Origin of the sequence: Adlercreutzia equolifaciens DSM 19450, assembly GCF_000478885.1 — a bacterium.
GTDB lineage: Bacteria > Actinomycetota > Coriobacteriia > Coriobacteriales > Eggerthellaceae > Adlercreutzia > Adlercreutzia equolifaciens.
This window is the reverse complement of record NC_022567.1, coordinates 107,880-121,416: the sequence shown is the minus strand read 5'-3', so window position 1 is coordinate 121,416 and position 13,537 is coordinate 107,880. Positions and strand designations below refer to the sequence as shown.

Below are 13,537 nucleotides of genomic sequence, written 5' to 3'. Positions count from 1 at the left end.
CAAGTCGAAATTTCCGCCCGAAATCGCCCTCCAGATCTGCCGGAGACTTTCACTCTCTGATCCCGCCGCTTGCCTCGCCCGATCAACCCATTTGCCTCTTTGCCAACATCTTTTCAAGCGCAAGAACAGCAGTGCCAGCTCCTAATGCAGCCCCCAGCGTATCGGTGAGCCAGTCGGCGGGGTCGCACATGCGGCCGGGGACGAAGGACTGGTGGAACTCGTCGGTCACGGCGTAAAGACTGGCGAGGGCGACAGCGACGAGAGCGAGCTTTCCCCAGCCCTGCGCGGGCCAGGTGCGCCGCGCGGCCACAACGAGCAGCACACCGAATATCAGGTACTCGGTAAAGTGAGCTGCCACGTTCACGATGTCGGTGTCGGGGCCGAAAATGGGAGCGACGAGGCCCACAAGCCAACGCTTGATTGCGGCCAAGGGGCCACTGCCGTCGAAATCGTTGCCAGTATGGGCGGACATGAAAAAGATCACGCCCGCCCACAGGGCGACGATAACCCAGGAGAGTATGAGGTGGGCTCGCTGCGACACAGGCGCTAGACTTCCGGAGCAAGAACGAGAATCTGCTCCGGATCGCTCACGAGCAGGTCGGGTTCCCAGCCTTCGGCGGCGAAATCGGCCGGGTCGTGATAGCCCCAGTCCACACCGACCGCATAGCAGCCGGTGTTGCGGGCCACGTGGATGTCGCCCGGGGAGTCGCCGATGTACACCGTGCGCGCCGGCGTGCTTCCCAGCTCTTCAATGGTGGTAAGCAGGCCCGTGGGGTCGGGCTTGCGCGGGAAGTTCTGCGGGCCGCCTTCCCCATGCTGCACATCCACAGCGTCGGGGAGACACTTGTTCATGATGAACTGCACGCCGCCATCGAACTTGTTCGACAGCACGCCCAGCTTGCAGCCGCGCCGACGCAGCTCGGCTAGCAGGGCGGGGATGCCCGGGTAGGGCTTCGTCAGGTCGTTGGGATAGGTGCCGTAGTTCTCCTTCCAGCGGGCGAGGCAGGCGTCGGCCACGTCCTGGGGCGTCCCTTCAGGAACCGCCTGGTACATGAGCGCCTTCACGCCGTTGCCCACATAGGAGTTGATCTCCTCGCGGGTGCGCGGGGGCAGATTGAATTCAGCGAGCGCGTCGTTAGTGAGCACGACGAGGTCGTCAAGCGTATCGAGCAGCGTGCCGTCCACATCGAACACGAACGTGTCGAAGGGCGGCGTTGGTTTTTCAGCAGCCATGAGGCTTTGGTCCTTTCGAGCTTTTATAGAGCCACATCATTGTAACGGTTGCCCGCTTCCAGTGCGGAAACAGCCTTCTGACTGTTAGGTTAAACCCACGGTTGTTCAGAAAAGAAACTTTCCATGAATCCTTCGAAACGAGTAGCCATCATCACGGGCGCGTCCTCCGGGCTGGGGCGCGAGTTCGCGCGACAGCTAGATGCGCAGCAGGTGGCCGACGAGCTGTGGCTTGTTGCGCGCAACGAGAAGGCCCTGGCCGAAGTGGCCGGCGAGCTGGACACGCCCTCCCGCGCGGTAGCCGCCGACCTCACCAGCGAGACCGACATCGCGAACATTCGCGCAACGCTTTCCGCGGAAGACCCCCGCGTCACGTTCTTGGTGAACGCGGCCGGCTTCGGCAAGTTCGGCGATTGGCAGACCATCTCCGATGCCGCGGTGGATTCCATGATCGACCTGAACTGCCGCGGGCTGGTGGATATGACTCGTGCGACGCTGCCTTATATGGAACGGGGCAGCCGCATCATCCAGGTGGCCTCCGCCGCTGCTTTCACGCCCTTGCCCCATATGAATGTGTACGCCGCCACTAAGTCATTCGTGCTGCATTACACGCGCGCCCTTCGCTGGGAGCTGCACGGCACGGGCATCACCGCCACGGCGCTGTGCCCCACCTGGGTGAAGACCGGCTTCGAGAAGGTGGCGCGCACCTCCGGCGGCGGCCACGACGTGGGGCACCTCCTCGGCGAGCAAACGCCGCAGGAAGTGGTGCGCCGCGCGCTTTGCGCGAACAAGGCCCATTTCGCTGTGGCCTGCGCGAGCCCTCAGTCGGCGGCGCTGCGCCTCATCGGCAAGGTCGTTCCCTCTTGCATCACCATGGCCGGCTGGGACGTGCTGCGCCGGTTGTAACTTTCCCTCGAAAGGAACCCCCTCATGAACGATACCTCTTCCACGCCTTCCACGACCCCCATCCCCAACAACTACGGCGTTGCCACCTCCATGGCCGACGTGCAGAACCAGATCAACGAGATGGAGGCCTTCTTCGAAACCGGCGCCACCTTACCCGTGGATTTCCGCCTGCGCCAGCTGCGCCGGCTGCAAGCCTACTTGCTTGCCCACGAGCAGGAAGCCTTGGATGCCCTCCACGCCGACCTGGGAAAATCCGCCTTCGAGTCGTACGCCACCGAGTTGGGGCTCGTTTACGACGAGATTCGCCTTTACCTGCGGAAGCTGCGTCAATGGGCGCGGCCGCGGCACGTGCCTACGCCACTTGCGCACTTCCCTTCTTCGTCCACGGTGTACCCCTACCCCTTCGGTGTGGCCGCCGTGCTCTCGCCGTGGAACTACCCGCTGCAGCTGACGCTCATTCCGCTAGTGGACGCCATCGGCGCGGGCAACTGCGTGGCCATGAAGCCGTCGAAGACCTCGCCGCACACGTCGCAGTTTCTGCGCGATATGTGCCGCGAACTGTTCGATCCGCGCTACGTGTACTGCTGGCACGGATCAAACGACATGAACGACTGGCTGTTGCAGGTGGAATTCGACAAGATCATGTTCACCGGCAGCCCGCGCGTCGGCAAGGAAATCATGACAGCGGCGGCCCAGAACCTGACGAGCGTCACCCTGGAGCTCGGCGGCAAGAGCCCCGTGTTCATCGCCGCCGATGCCGACATCCGTCGCGCCGCCCAGCGCATCGCCTGGGGCAAGTGCCTGAACTCGGGCCAGACCTGCGTGGGGCCCGACTACGCGCTTGTGCACGAGGATGTGGCCGACGAGTTCGTGGAAGAATTGCAGCGGTGGATTCACGAGTACTACGGCGAGGACGTGCTGGCCAGCCCCAACTACCCGCACATGATCAACCAGAAGCACTTCGACATGGTGTGCCAGCTCATCGACGATCGCCCCCAGGGCACCCGTATCGCCTTCGGCGGCCGGCGCAACCCCACGACACTGCAGATTGAACCAACCGTAGTGACGGGCGTGCGCATCGACGACCCGCTCATGAGTCAGGAGATCTTCGGCCCGGCGCTGCCCGTCATCACCTGGCGCGACCTGGACGAAGCCCTGGACATCGTGCGATCGATCAAGCATCCACTGGCCTGCTATATCTTCTCGAACAGCCGCCGGTTCCAGCGGCGCATCCTGGATGCGGTGCGCTGCGGCGGGGCCACCATCAACGACGTGGTCATTCACGCGAGCAGCAATCGGATGGGCTTCGGCGGCGTGCAGAACTCCGGCATCGGCGCCTACCACGGCAAGGTGGGCTTCGACGCGTTCACCCACTACAAGTCAACCATGAAGAAATCGACCCTCATCGAGACCGGCATTCGCAACCCACCCTTCAACGAGACGAAGATGCGCCTGCTGAAGCTGGTCATGCCAGGGAAGTAGGCCCTGGGAAGCGGAGCCAAGGAGGCCGGTTCTCCTGACTCCTAACGCCTACTACTCGGCCCAGCGATAAAGGGCGTCCCCGGCGCCTATCTCGAAGTGGCACTGGGCGATGCCGAGGTCCATCTGGGTGAACGCGCCGCGCTTGGTGGATGCGCGCACCACCGGCACGTCGTTCTCTTCGCCGTCAAGCGAGAAGGAGAACTTCTGCTGGTTTAAGGCCGTGGGAGCAAGCAAGGCCGCGTCCACCCCGCGCTTGAACCATTCCGGCGCCCCGTCGTAGCCCGGGGCCACATCCTGGGGCGCCTTCGACCGATGCGGCACCCCCTGCGTGGCCCCATATCCGAGCGCTACCACGGCGGCCAGCTTCTGGCCCAGATCCACATTGTAAGCGCGGTTCACCACCTTGTAGGTGCCCCCGACCCAGCAGCTGTTCAGCCCGAGCGACTGGGCCAGCAGCACCAGCTGCTCGCCATAGTAGCCGACGATACCGTCGAGTTCCTTGCATTCAGGCCCCACAAGCGCCAGGTAGTTGCGCACGTTTGTGAAGTTCACAAGCCGCGCCTTAAAGCCAGTGAAAGCCCGCGGCTCGTCAAGTACGAGCTGAATATTCAGGTTCGCTTCCTCGTTCACCGGGGCGATGGCCTTCTGCAACACCTCCACCGCCTCGGGCGCGAGGGGCTCGTCGGTATAGCTGCGCACAGCATGGCGCGCCTCGATCGCCTGCATCGGCGTGAGCTGTCCGGCGGAAAAGGGAAGGAGCGCACAAGGATCGGGTTGCAGAGCGGCCATGGAAATCCTTTCAGCGAAGTTGCCACGCTCAGCATAGCACAAGCAAGATGCGCCAAAAACGCAGGGGACGACTTAGAGGATACCCAGATAAAACTAGGGCCAATCCCAGTGGGACCGGAGCAGACCCTGAAAAATCGTCGACCGTGAAAACCCGCCATGGGTTGTTTCGGCTTGCGCACATGGACGATGGGCACGAGAACGGGCAGGCGTCCGTTCTCTTTTTGTTTTCACCCCCCCATCGAAAGGCTTTCCATGTCAGCATCAACAGATCAGGCGGCAGTCCTCTATCTTCGCATCACCTGCAGCGTCAACGGGATCTTCTACGCGTCGATGTACGCCCTCGATTCGTTTGCCCTGGCATCGGGCGCGCCGAAGCTGGCCCTTGCGAACTCCCTCATCGACGCCTTCATCATGAGAATGGGGCTAGCCTTGCTCCTGTCGGCTCCCTTGGGCTGCGGATTCGTCGGAACCTATACAGCGCAGGCAGCGGCGCCAGTTCTGCCCGCCATCATCGGCTTCGCATACCTCCGGCTATGGGCGAGAAGGAACTCGCCCGCGCATCAGTGAGTCAGAGGGCCGTCCCCCTGACTCACGCCAAGCAGCGGTCTTTCGCTCTCGAAACAATATCCGCGTCCCAAAAAACGAACGACCCCGCCGGAAGGCAGGGTCGGGAAGTTCATGGAGCGGGCGACGGGACTCGAACCCGCGAATACAAGCTTGGGAAGCTATTTCCATCCCGAGCTCCATTTCCGAGAAAACCGCTCGTCACCTGCAAAATCGCTTTTAGAGTTTAGCGCATGGCGAGAAGTTCGTCAAAAAGTTCGTCAAATTTCAACTGTTTTCAAAACTGGACATCTGCAAGAGAAAAATCGAAGGGCACCGACAAACGCCGATGCCCTTCGTTGATTGCTGGAGCGGGCGACGGGACTCGAACCCGCGGTACAGGCTTGGGAAGCCTGGGCCTTACCACTTGGCGACGCCCGCAATTCATTCGCTGACTAAACGCAGCGCTTGAATTATAACGCATCCCAAGCAAAACGCAGCGGAATACAAAAGTTCCAAAACTATGCGGCCTGCGGCAGCGATTCGAGCCGTGAGACGTACCTGTTGGATAGCTCCCTGCTTGTCGAGGGGATGTAGCCCACATAGAGGTCGAGCGTATAGGACGGCGACGCGTGTCCGAGGATGACGGAGATGGTCTTGATGTTCTCGCCGCGAGCGAGGTTGATGGTGGCGAACGTATGCCGCAGCGCGTAGGGGCGCACGCCCTCGAACCCCACCTTCTCCACGAACCTTTGCCACTGCTTCTTGAGCACGTTGTAGGTGAGGGGCTTGTCAAGTTCTCCCACGAGAGGCGTGCTTGGGCCGGGCCTGATGCCCATGGCGCGCAGGCGTCTGCTCTTCTCCTCTATCCATCTGCCTATCTCGCGGGAGGTGTAATCGTCGATAGGAACCGTGCGGTACGACGAATCGGACTTCGTATACTCAACGATTTCCGCCGTCCCGTGTTCGAGCGACCCGGTGATTCTCGCCGAAGGGACGCCGCCGACGTTGACGCCGCCCATCTTCAAAGCGAGTGCTTCCTCGGGGCGCATCCCGCTGGAGAAAAGGGCGAGGCACGCCACCTTGAAAGGCGACAGGGGAAGCGCCTTCACTTCGTGGAGGAACCGCGCCGCATCCTCCTCCATGAGAGGGTCGATGAGCGGGCGGCTCTTCTTGAAGTTCTTGGAGAGGAAGCGCGCCTTCGCCACGTTCTTCTGCACGAGCTCCCTATCCAGCGCGTCGTTGAGGATCTCGCGGCAGAATTTGAGGATTTTGTGCTGCATATCGGGCCCGGCAACGCGCGGGGAGCCGAGCGGCTTCTTCTTCCGTCGATTCCCCTCGCGCACCGCCTGCTCGCGTTTCCTTTTCCATTCCTCCACGCGCTCGTTTGCCCACCGCCGCGAAATCTCGGGCACCTGAAGCAGGCATCGCTCCACGTCCATCGCCGTCAAATCGCGAAGGGGGATAAGCCCTATTACCTCACGCAGGTACTCGGCGTATCGCCGCTCGTTGGCTAGGGTTTGCCTTCCTATGGCCCCATTGCTGCGGAGCGCAATGTAACGCTCAACGTACTCTCCGAAAGGCGTTGCGGGACTCAGCGGTGAAACGTCTTGCGCCCCAATGCCCACCCCCGTCGTCCTATCTTCAAGCATTCTGTTGGCATCTTCCTCGAACTCGGCGATGCGCGCCCTGAGTTCTTCGCGCTTGTTGCGGGCGAACACCGTCCGCGACAGCTTCTTGCGCCCCATGACCCCCTGGAACTCGGCGGGCACCCTGATGCGCAGTTCGTAGGCGGTCGCTTTCGGGTCGTCGCGCTTCCTGCGGGGAAGCCCCTTCGCCTTCCTCGCCTCATCGAGATCCACGGGCTTGTCGCATTTGAGCGTCTTCGTCATTCTCTCCTCCATCTTCGCGCCTGTTCAGATAGCGTAGGAGGCAGAGCTTGGGAACCAGCCACTTCGACCCGAACTTGACCCCGCGCATCTCGCCCGCCGCCAACAGCTTCCTCACGCCCTGCGACGTGAGGCCCGTGAACTCGGCTATCTGGCAGGGGGTCATCATGTAGGGGTACGGTTCGAGCGCGGGCAGGAACAGCCCGCCAGGGTCGGCCCCGCAAAGCGCCTCGTCGTCAAACGCCGCCTCCGCGCGACGCTCATAATGAGCCATTTCGGCAGAGCGCGAAACGATGCGATTTTCCGCATCGCATGCTTGACAAGGGACGAAAGGCCGCGCGGTCATCTCCTCACGACCTTGTAGTCGTAGCCCGTGCGGGTATTGCAGATGGTGCAGGGCTCGCGTTGCTCCTGCTCGAAGTCCGCGCGCCACACCAGGTAGTCGTCCGAGTCGCAGAACGTCTGATGGCACTTCCTGCACAGCGTGAGCAGCATGAAGTCGTCTCCCGGCCCTTTGAGCCCCAGGCTCACGGCGAGTGCAGCGTCCACAAGCCTCATCTGCTCGGCGCCGATGTGCCCCGCCCTCCCGCGCAGGCGCAGCTTGTCGATGGTGCGCAGCTGCTCCAGGAGGGCGACCGAGCCCTCCCTGAGCCCGGCCGACGCGGGCACGGGTACGTGCACGGGGAGGTTCGCCTTGGGCTTGCCGGTTATGGCGGCGACGATGATAGTTTTGCTGCGCCTGTTGCCCGCATCGTTTTGCACGACGAGGACGGGACGCGTGCCTCCCTGCTCGCATCCCAGAACGGGGTCGAGGAAAGCGAAAAACACATCGCCCCTGCGCGGATGGTCGTCCATGAGGCACCTCCTTCGTTTCAATATGTAACTGCGGCCGAGAGTCGGGGTCGTCCGACCCGCGGCCGCCTGAAACGCCGCTTCCGCGGCTCCCGCTCGCCCACGAGGCCCCTCATGGCGTGGCGCGCTCTTGACCTTGCAAGGGCGGGCGGGTATGGGGCTGTCAAGGTTCCATCGAGGGATTTCCTCCCTCATAGAGACGGACAGCTAGGTGGGCGAAACGGAACCCCGCACGGAGAAAAACACTAGAAACCGGAAGAGAGAATCTCTTTCAGGTTCTCTCGCGCAAGACTGATGCTGCGTCTCACTGCGCGATCGGAGCACCTCTCTACTTCGGCTATCTTCGCCGTGGGCATACCAAGCAAGTGCCTCATCAGAAAACGCCTGCGTTGTGCGGCGGGTATCTGCTGGAACGCTTGAAACAGCGCTTCGGATTCCAGCTTCTCCATAAAGATTAACTCTGGGTCTTTTTCGGGATTGTTGGGGGCAAGAGAGGCTTCGTCCATCGACGCCAAGTGTAGTGAGTGTCTTGTCTCGCGGCGCTCCGTTCGCCAGAACTCACGCTGAAGTTCCTCTATGCCCTCGAATACTTGCCTGGGCAGATTTATCTCGGTTCGTTTGCCGTCAGGCGTCCTCACCACAATGCGATATTGGGCTTGGGAGTCGTCAATGTTCCTGCTTTCGTAAAATCGGGCCATATATTGCTCCTTCGGTTCAGACCCGCAGGAGCAACCGGCCGAAAGCGCAAAAAAGGACGGGCAGGACGTTTGGCTCCTGTCCGTCTGGCGGATCGGCGGGTATTTATTTACATCCTCAAGGATGTGCTACGTTTTGGGCAAATTCGTTATGCGCATAGTCCCATTGCTCTCGAACGTAAGCACGGTAAGCTGGCCCTTGCGTACTATTTCTACGCGACGCAGCTTTCTATCTGCCCGACAGACGAGCTTGCCGAGCGCATTCCTTACGTCTTGCATACAGCCACCTCCTCTCTGACGGAGCATGATGTCATGTTTGACCACATAGCGTCCCGACTTGAAAAGTCAAAATTCTGTCTGGTTCGACAATGGTGCTCCGCAGACTGTCGATCTTGGGGTGCTCTACGAGACGGATGGGTAATGCATCGTCACCGCTAAACTGACGGAAGATTCTCGCTCGGTCTATCGGTTCGCAAGTGTTTAGGGTTGTTGCGGGAGATTTTGCTTACGCCACAACAACCCCTTGGGCGTCATGCTGCAGCACAATGCATAAATATCCAATATTTTGTCTTAAAGGTTGTTGGAGCGATTCTGCTACTTTTCGGTCTTTGGCATGAAGCTGGAACGGAATATCGAGCGGGAGTTTAACTCGATATCCTTTTCGACAAGCTTTAACAAGAAAGAAATGAATTGCATTATGATGCAAAGAGCCAAGCGATAGTCCTGATGAACGAAGTACAAAGCGCGACTTTAATCTGAGGGTGAAATCTGCGACTTGCGCTAAACTGCGAATGTCGACAGTTATAATACGGAGTGACGTATCGAATCAAGATTCCGTCAAAGAGCCTGCTGTTGTCGTTATGAGGAGATTGAAAAATGGCACAAATGCCCATTGTCCGTTGCAGGAATATGATCTTTTTGATTTAAGCAGTTGGGCATGGTAGCGCCCAACAACCAGTTCTTTGGGTTGGTTGTTGGGACGATGTGAATCCAGATAAAACATGACCTCGCAATCAGTGAAATCGAGCCACTTCCCATACGTTGGAAACCATGCCTTGTAGACAGATTCTTTCGCGCTGAAAGTCAGCCTATCCCAAGATATATTTGGCTGACTGCAGGTAAGCTCACCCATCTGTTTTATCTCCTTCTTGCTCATTATCAAACTGTATATCTCTGATTCAATGGGGTTATTCGGCTCGGCGTCAATCCCGATAGTTCGAAATCGGTAATCTGAGGTGACTGCGGCAGCGGCATATCCTCTGCAATGCGTAATGCTCCCGCATATGTTTTTGGGCCAAATCGGTTCTCGGTTGGTACCGATGAGGATAGGAGGGTCATTGAAGCCCAGATGCGAGAGAGCGTTGCGAGCACATTTGCGCCCAACGGAAAACTCTTTCAGGCGTTTAGAAGAAAAACTTCGTGATATTTCCTTTTCTTTCCCAATAAGAGGAAAACCGTAAAAAGACCCCAGGTATTCTGAAGAAAACACTTCCTCTGGTAGTAAGGAGGCTAAAAAACCGGAATTGAATTTAGGAAAGCCAATCACAGCACCACCCCTAGTATGAACTATACACCCTTGTATACACTTTAAAAGTTCCAGCTGTTCATGTAGGCGATCTGCTCCTCGGTGAGGGTGTCTATCTTCACGCCCAGAGTCTCCAGCTTCACGCGCGCCACGCCGTCGTCGATGGCGGCGGGCACGTCGTACACCTTGTTCTCCAGCTCGCCCGCATGCTGGAAGAGGTACTCGGCCGCGAGCGCCTGGTTCGCGAAGCTCATGTCCATGACGGACGCCGGGTGCCCCTCGGCGCAGCTCAGGTTCACGAGGCGCCCCTGCGCCAGGACGATGACCGTGCGCCCGTCGGCAAGCGTGTACTCCTCCACGAGCGGCTTGATCTCCTCCACCTTCACGGCGTGCTCGCGCAGCCACTCCAGGTTGATCTCGCTGTCGAAGTGCCCGGAGTTGCACACGATGGCGCCGTCCTTCATGTTCTCGAACGCGGGCGCGTCCACCACCTTGCAGTTGCCGGTGACCGTCACCCACACGTCGGCGAAGCGCGCCGCCTCGGCGGCGGGCATGACCTCGTAGCCCTCCATGTGCGCCTCCAGCGCCTTCAGCGGGTCCACCTCGCACACGATCACGCGCATGCCCATGCCCTTGGCGCGCAGGGCGAGCCCGCTGCCGCAGTAGCCGTAGCCCGAGATCACGATGGTGCGCCCGCACAAAAGGCGGTTCGTGGCGCGCACGATGCCGTCGAGCGTGGACTGGCCCGTGCCGTAGTGGTTGTCGAAGCAGTGCTTCGTGTTCGCGTCGTTGACGTTGAACACGGGGTAGCCCAGCGTGCCCTCCTTCGCCATGGACACAAGGCGCACCACGCCCGTGGTGGTTTCCTCGGTGCCGCCGATGACGCCTTCCAGCTTGTCAATGTGGGTGGTGTGCAGCGCGGTGTCCAGGTCGGCGCCGTCGTCCATGATGATCTGCGGGTTCGTGGCGATGACCGCGTCGATGTGGCGGCGGTAGGTGTCCATGTCCTCGCCGGTGACGGCGAACACCTTGATGCCGAAGTCGCGCACGAGCGAGGCGGCGGTGTCGTCTTGGGTGGAAAGCGGGTTGCTGGCGCACAGCGCCACCTCGGCGCCCGAGGCCGCCAGCGCGCGCATGAGGTTCGCCGTCTCGGTGGTCACGTGCATGCACGCGCCGATGCGCACGCCCTCAAGCGGGCGCTCCTTCGCGAAGCGCTCGCGGATGGACGCCAGCACGGGCATGTCGCGCGCCGCCCACTCGATGCGGGCAAGCCCTGCGTCGGCAAGGTCGATGTCTTTGATGTCGTAGCTCTCGGTCATGGCGCTTCTTTCTTATGTTATCGACTGATCCTATGTCTGGTTTGGCGTCGATTAATCCTCAAACAATTCAGTGGAAAAATATCGTTCGCCCGTATCGGGCAGTAAAGTAACCACTGTCTTGCCCGAACCAAGTTGCCGAGCAAGCTGACGTGCGGCAACCACATTTGTACCGCCCGATACGCCGCAAAGCAAACCCTCCTCACGAGCAAGCGCGCGAGCCTCGTTGATAGCTTCCTCATCGGAAACCACGCAGATATCGTCATAGATGCCCTGATCAAGGATATCGGGAATAAGCCCATCGCCGATACCCATCTGCAAATACGTTCCGACGCTTCCTCCCGAAAGAATCGCTGCGCTCTCCGGCTCAACGGCCCAAATGCATACATCAGGAAAAAGACGTTTGAGTGCCTGCCCTATACCGGAAATAGTACCACCTGTACCAATGCCCGAGCAGAATCCATGTATGGGCCCCTTCACGTCCTCTAAGATCTCAAGTGCTGTATGATAGCGATGCGCTAGTAAATTATCCCTGTTCTCGAACTGCTGTGGCACGTAAACACGAGGATCCTCGCTAGCCATACGCTTAGCCAGAGCGATGCATTTGGATATGCACTCTCCAATATCGCCAGCATCATGTACGACAATTACCTCAGCACCATAGTGGCGAACAAGCTTACGACGCTCTTCCGACACGCTGTCTGGCATAATGATGCGCGCACGATAACCGCGCACAGCACACACAAGCGCGAGCCCTATACCTTGATTGCCGCTTGTAGGTTCAACGATAATACTATCTGGCCCAATTTCGCCGCGGCGTTCGGCGGATTCAATCATCTGTAATGCCGTGCGCGTTTTAATGGAGCCTCCTACATTAACGCCCTCAAACTTAACGAGTATCTGTGCGGCATTCGCTTCAGATAACCGATTGAGACGAACGAGAGGTGTATGCCCCATGGCTTGCAGCACATTATCGTAAATCATGGAACTCCTTCCAAGGGGGTGCTAGCCCCTTATGCTAGCCTGCAGGTCTTTCGCAGATCCTCGGCGCGGTCGGTGCGCTCCCAGGTGAACTCGGGCAGCTCGCGGCCGAAGTGGCCGTAGGCGGCCGTCTTGCGGTAGATGGGGCGGCGCAAATCCAGCGCGTCGATGATGGCGCCGGGGCGCAGGTCGAACACCTCGGCCACCGCGCGCTCGATGGCCCCCACCGCCGCCTTCTCGGTGCCGAACGTCTCCACCATGAGCGACACGGGGCGCGCCACGCCGATGGCGTAGGCCACCTGCACCTCGCAGCGCGCGGCCAGGCCCGCGGCAACCACGTTCTTCGCCACCCAGCGCGCCGCGTAGGCCGCCGAGCGGTCCACCTTCGTGCAGTCCTTGCCGGAGAAGGCCCCGCCGCCGTGCCGTCCCATGCCGCCGTAGGTGTCCACGATGACCTTGCGGCCCGTGAGGCCGCAGTCGCCCATCGGCCCGCCGATGACGAAGCGGCCCGTGGGGTTCACGTGGATCTCCGCGTCGGGCGAGAGCGCCACGCCCTCGCCGGCCAGCACCGGGCGCACCACCTGCTCCACCACGTCGGCGCGCAGCCGCTCGTAGGGCGCCTCCTCGGCGTGCTGCGTGGACACGACCACCTTCTCCACCCACTTCGGCGCGCCGTCCTCGTAGCGCACGCTCACCTGGGTCTTGCCGTCGGGGCGCAGGTAGTCGAGCGTGCCGTCCTTGCGCACGGCGGCGAGGCGCTCGCTCATGCGCTGGGCCAGGTAGATGGGCATGGGCATGAGGGTGCTCGTCTCGTCGCAGGCGTAGCCGAACATCATGCCCTGGTCGCCCGCGCCGATGCGCTCGTAGGGGTCGTCCGCGGCCCCGCCGTGGGCCGCCTCCCAGCTCTCGTCCACGCCCTGCGCGATGTCGGGGCTCTGCTCGTGGATGGCGTTCACCACGCCGCAGGTGGTGCCGTCGAAGCCGTACTTGGCGCGGTCGTAGCCGATGCCGCACACCACCTCGCGCACGATGGCCGGCACGTCCACGTACGCCTGCGTGCGGATCTCGCCCGCCACGGCCACGAGCCCCGTGGTCGCAAGCGTCTCGCACGCGCAGCGCATCCGCGACACGTCGGCGGGCTGCCCGCTGGGGGCGATGTAGCCCTCGCGCTCGAGCTCTATCTCCTTGGAGATGATGGCGTCCAAGATGGCGTCCGATATCTGGTCGCACATCTTGTCGGGATGCCCCTCGGTGACGGATTCGGACGTGAACAGGTAGGATTTTGGCAAAGCGATCGATAAGCTTGGCCTTTGCTCTATCGTCATTTCA

Annotated in this window: 15 protein-coding genes and 1 tRNA gene; 4 read left to right on the top strand and 12 right to left on the bottom strand. The window is 60.7% G+C overall.

Annotation, left to right across the window (positions count from 1 at the left end; translation table 11 throughout):
• Positions 1–82: 82 nt before the first annotated feature.
• Both AEQU_RS00455 and AEQU_RS00450 read right to left on the bottom strand, forming a co-directional pair.
• Entirely contained in the window at positions 83–541 is a 459-nt protein-coding gene (locus AEQU_RS00455) for a VanZ family protein (protein ID WP_041714267.1), read from the bottom strand.
• A gap of 5 nt (positions 542–546) precedes the next feature.
• Entirely contained in the window at positions 547–1,233 is a 687-nt protein-coding gene (locus tag AEQU_RS00450) for an HAD family hydrolase (protein WP_022738172.1), read from the bottom strand.
• 123 nt (positions 1,234–1,356) lie between these two features.
• Between AEQU_RS00450 and AEQU_RS00445 the strand changes: the two genes are divergently transcribed.
• Positions 1,357–2,136, top strand: coding sequence for an SDR family NAD(P)-dependent oxidoreductase (locus AEQU_RS00445; RefSeq protein WP_022738169.1), 780 nt, complete (start codon positions 1,357–1,359; stop codon positions 2,134–2,136).
• A 24-nt stretch (positions 2,137–2,160) separates the two neighbouring features.
• Positions 2,161–3,618, top strand: a complete 1,458-nt coding sequence (locus AEQU_RS00440; protein ID WP_022738166.1) for an aldehyde dehydrogenase family protein — start codon at positions 2,161–2,163, stop codon at positions 3,616–3,618.
• Positions 3,619–3,669: 51 nt separating this feature from the next.
• Here the strand turns inward: AEQU_RS00440 and AEQU_RS00435 are convergent, their stop codons facing one another.
• Complete coding sequence (locus tag AEQU_RS00435) at positions 3,670–4,407, bottom strand: nitroreductase family protein (protein ID WP_022738162.1); 738 nt, start codon at positions 4,405–4,407, stop codon at positions 3,670–3,672.
• A 252-nt stretch (positions 4,408–4,659) separates the two neighbouring features.
• On the opposite strand from AEQU_RS00435, the gene AEQU_RS00430 reads away from it, so the two are divergent.
• Positions 4,660–4,974: an MATE family efflux transporter gene (locus AEQU_RS00430; protein WP_022738158.1), complete on the top strand. Its 315-nt coding sequence runs from the start codon at positions 4,660–4,662 to the stop codon at positions 4,972–4,974.
• Between the two features lie 343 nt (positions 4,975–5,317).
• Here AEQU_RS00430 and AEQU_RS00425 read toward each other — a convergent pair.
• The 3 genes from AEQU_RS00425 to AEQU_RS12830 form a co-directional block, all read right to left on the bottom strand.
• Positions 5,318–5,391: transfer RNA gene (locus AEQU_RS00425), tRNA-Gly, on the bottom strand.
• 80 nt (positions 5,392–5,471) lie between these two features.
• The gene (locus AEQU_RS00420) at positions 5,472–6,842 is read right to left on the bottom strand and encodes a tyrosine-type recombinase/integrase (protein WP_009305493.1); all 1,371 of its coding nucleotides are present in this window, start codon (positions 6,840–6,842) and stop codon (positions 5,472–5,474) included.
• Positions 6,799–6,948 carry a hypothetical protein gene (locus tag AEQU_RS12830; RefSeq protein WP_227791079.1) on the bottom strand — a complete coding sequence of 50 codons (150 nt, stop codon included), beginning with the start codon at positions 6,946–6,948 and terminating at the stop codon, positions 6,799–6,801. Before AEQU_RS12830 ends, AEQU_RS00420 begins: the two co-directional genes overlap by 44 nt.
• Here AEQU_RS12830 and AEQU_RS13005 point away from each other — a divergent pair.
• Positions 6,890–7,012: a hypothetical protein gene (locus AEQU_RS13005; RefSeq protein ID WP_255346938.1), complete on the top strand. Its 123-nt coding sequence runs from the start codon at positions 6,890–6,892 to the stop codon at positions 7,010–7,012. The genes AEQU_RS12830 and AEQU_RS13005 overlap by 59 nt on opposite strands.
• A 169-nt stretch (positions 7,013–7,181) precedes the next feature.
• Here the strand turns inward: AEQU_RS13005 and AEQU_RS00410 are convergent, their stop codons facing one another.
• The 6 genes from AEQU_RS00410 to metK form a co-directional block, all read right to left on the bottom strand.
• Positions 7,182–7,694, bottom strand: coding sequence for a type II toxin-antitoxin system PemK/MazF family toxin (locus tag AEQU_RS00410; protein ID WP_009305495.1), 513 nt, complete (start codon positions 7,692–7,694; stop codon positions 7,182–7,184).
• Between the two features lie 242 nt (positions 7,695–7,936).
• Positions 7,937–8,389, bottom strand: a complete 453-nt coding sequence (locus AEQU_RS12210) for an RNA polymerase sigma factor (RefSeq protein ID WP_013981114.1) — start codon at positions 8,387–8,389, stop codon at positions 7,937–7,939.
• Between the two features lie 823 nt (positions 8,390–9,212).
• Entirely contained in the window at positions 9,213–9,932 is a 720-nt protein-coding gene (locus AEQU_RS12205) for a 4'-phosphopantetheinyl transferase family protein (protein WP_009305497.1), read from the bottom strand.
• A 41-nt stretch (positions 9,933–9,973) separates the two neighbouring features.
• Positions 9,974–11,230 carry an adenosylhomocysteinase gene (ahcY, locus tag AEQU_RS00400; RefSeq protein ID WP_009305498.1) on the bottom strand — a complete coding sequence of 419 codons (1,257 nt, stop codon included), beginning with the start codon at positions 11,228–11,230 and terminating at the stop codon, positions 9,974–9,976.
• A gap of 51 nt (positions 11,231–11,281) precedes the next feature.
• Positions 11,282–12,211 (bottom strand): PLP-dependent cysteine synthase family protein, encoded by a 930-nt coding sequence (locus AEQU_RS00395; protein WP_041714262.1) that lies wholly within the window; start codon positions 12,209–12,211, stop codon positions 11,282–11,284.
• A gap of 29 nt (positions 12,212–12,240) precedes the next feature.
• Positions 12,241–13,533, bottom strand: coding sequence for a methionine adenosyltransferase (gene metK / locus AEQU_RS00390; protein WP_009305500.1), 1,293 nt, complete (start codon positions 13,531–13,533; stop codon positions 12,241–12,243).
• Positions 13,534–13,537 lie beyond the last annotated feature (4 nt).